Genomic DNA, 2,150 nt, shown 5'->3' with positions numbered 1-2,150 from the left:
ATAGTATTCAGTTTTCAGTCTCAGTATTCAGAATGCTGCGACTTACAACTGCGACTAAAAACTAAAAAACATGAACATTCAACAACTCTACGAATTCTGTTTGTCCAAGAAAGGTGTAACCGAACATTTTCCGTTTGATGAAGATACTTTAGTATTTAAAGTTGGTGGAAAAATGTTTTGTCTAACTTCTTTAAAAGAATGGGAAAAAGGAACTCCATCATTAAATTTAAAATGTGATCCAGAAAAAGCTTTAGAACTTCGAGCCGAATATGAAGCCATAAATCCGGGTTATCACATGAGTAAAATTCATTGGAATACAGTCGATTTTAACGGCGATGTTTCTAATAAACAGATGTGTGAACTAACAAATCATTCTTATGATTTGGTTTTCAGAAGTTTATCAAAAAAACTACAGGCCGACATTAATGAAAAATAAAACCATTCGTCTACACTTTTCTACCATTCGTCTACACTTATAGTTCGACGAACGAAAAAACAAGCGAATCAATATGCTTTGTGTTACATTTGAAGTTGGATAAATTCACAATTAAGCAAATATGACCAAATCATTAAACATTCTTTTAATAGAAGACGATACTATCGAAGTAATGAAATTCAATCGAGTTATAAAAACACTTGGAATGAATCACAAAATCATTGAGGCTAATAATGGCGAAGAAGCTTTGTCAATATTAAAAGATAAAGAAATAATTCCAGATGTTATTTTTTTAGATTTGAACATGCCGAAAATAAACGGCATCGAATTTTTGCAGATACTAAAGGCAGATGATTATTTAAAATACATTCCAGCTATTATATTAACAACATCTAACAATCACAAAGATGTCTTGGAATGTTATAAAATAGGTATCGCAGGTTATGTTTTAAAGCCATTAAAATACGACGATTACGTAGAAAGAGTTAGAAAAATGGTTGAATATTGGAGTACTAACGAATTAATTTCGCAGTAGTATGTACGGAATAGTAAACAAAGCAATTGAAGATTTAGTAATTGCCAATTTTGGTGAAGAAAAATGGGAAGCAATCAAAGAGCGAAGTGGCGTCGATATAGATTTTTTTATAAGCAGCGAACCTTATGATGATGATGTTACCTTTAAATTGGCTGTTGCTGTTTCAGAGGAAATGAACATGTCTGTTGGCGATGTTTTAATTGCTTTTGGAGAATGGTGGGTAATCAAAACAACTTCTGAAAAATATCCTGGTTTAATGGATTCAGGAGGAGATAATTTACGAGATTTTTTAGTAAATTTACCCAACTTTCATAATCGTGTAATGTTGATTTATCCAAAATTAACGCCACCCGAATTTAAAGTAAGTGACATTACGGAACACGGATTGAATTTGCATTATTTTTCTCAAAGACAAGGATTGCAAGAATTTGTTCGTGGTTTAATTCAAGGTTTAGGAAAAATGTTTAATACGCCTGTTGCTTTAGAATTAATTCAAACACGTGATGAAGGTAGCACGCATGAAATCTTTAAAATAAATTGGTAATATGGATGCATTAGAATTTAAGTTTGACGAAAATAATTTTAACAGATTATTTCCATTTTATATTCTAATTGATAAAGATTTAAAAATAAAAAGTTTTGGTAAAAGTTTAGCCAAAGTTTGTCCTGAAATTCAAAACTCTTTTTCTTTTGTAAGTTGTTTTGAAATTAGTAGACCACATTTAGAAAGCCCAACCTTTCACGAAATAGTATCTAACAGTAACCAACTATCAGTAATTAAATGCAAAAAAAGCGAAATCTCACTTCGTGGACAATTCGAGTTGGTTAATGATTCTTTATTGTTTGTAGGTTCTCCTTGGTTTCAATCGATGATCGATGTAGTAGAGAAAAAAATAACATTACACGATTTTGCACTGCATGATCCACTTTTAGACTTGCTTCATGTGCTTAATAATCAAGAAAATAATTCTAAAGAGTTAAAAGAATTATTAACTACAATAAACAATCAAAAAAATAAATTAAAACAAGCTAATAAAGAAATTCATGATATTGCGCTTTTTCCGATGCAAAATCCTGATCCGTTAATTCGAATCGATACGAATGGAACTTTATTAAAAAGAAATCCAGCAGCCGAAAAACTTTCTTCGTTTGTTCACGATGGAATTCATTATGAAACAG

Annotated in this window: 3 protein-coding genes and 1 pseudogene; all 4 read left to right on the top strand. The window is 30.8% G+C overall.

Translation table 11 applies throughout. The features are described from left to right. The first annotated feature begins 70 nt into the window (after nt 1–70). Entirely contained in the window at nt 71–436 is a 366-nt protein-coding gene (locus DIU01_RS02790) for an MmcQ/YjbR family DNA-binding protein (protein ID WP_290831738.1), read from the top strand. A 121-nt stretch (nt 437–557) separates the two neighbouring features. Beyond that, the gene (locus DIU01_RS02785; protein WP_290831737.1) at nt 558–971 is read left to right on the top strand and encodes a response regulator; all 414 of its coding nucleotides are present in this window, start codon (nt 558–560) and stop codon (nt 969–971) included. A 1-nt stretch (nt 972) separates the two neighbouring features. Then, nucleotides 973–1,515 (top strand): heme NO-binding domain-containing protein, encoded by a 543-nt coding sequence (locus DIU01_RS02780; RefSeq protein ID WP_290831736.1) that lies wholly within the window; start codon nt 973–975, stop codon nt 1,513–1,515. Between the two features lies 1 nt (nt 1,516). Then, a pseudogene (locus tag DIU01_RS02775) lies at nt 1,517–2,150 on the top strand (hypothetical protein); the annotation flags it as partial.

This window comes from Flavobacterium sp., assembly GCF_003525665.1.
Taxonomy (GTDB): Bacteria; Bacteroidota; Bacteroidia; order Flavobacteriales; family Flavobacteriaceae; genus Flavobacterium.
The sequence above is the reverse complement of the archived record's forward strand: the minus strand, read 5'-3'. Positions and strand labels throughout refer to the sequence as shown.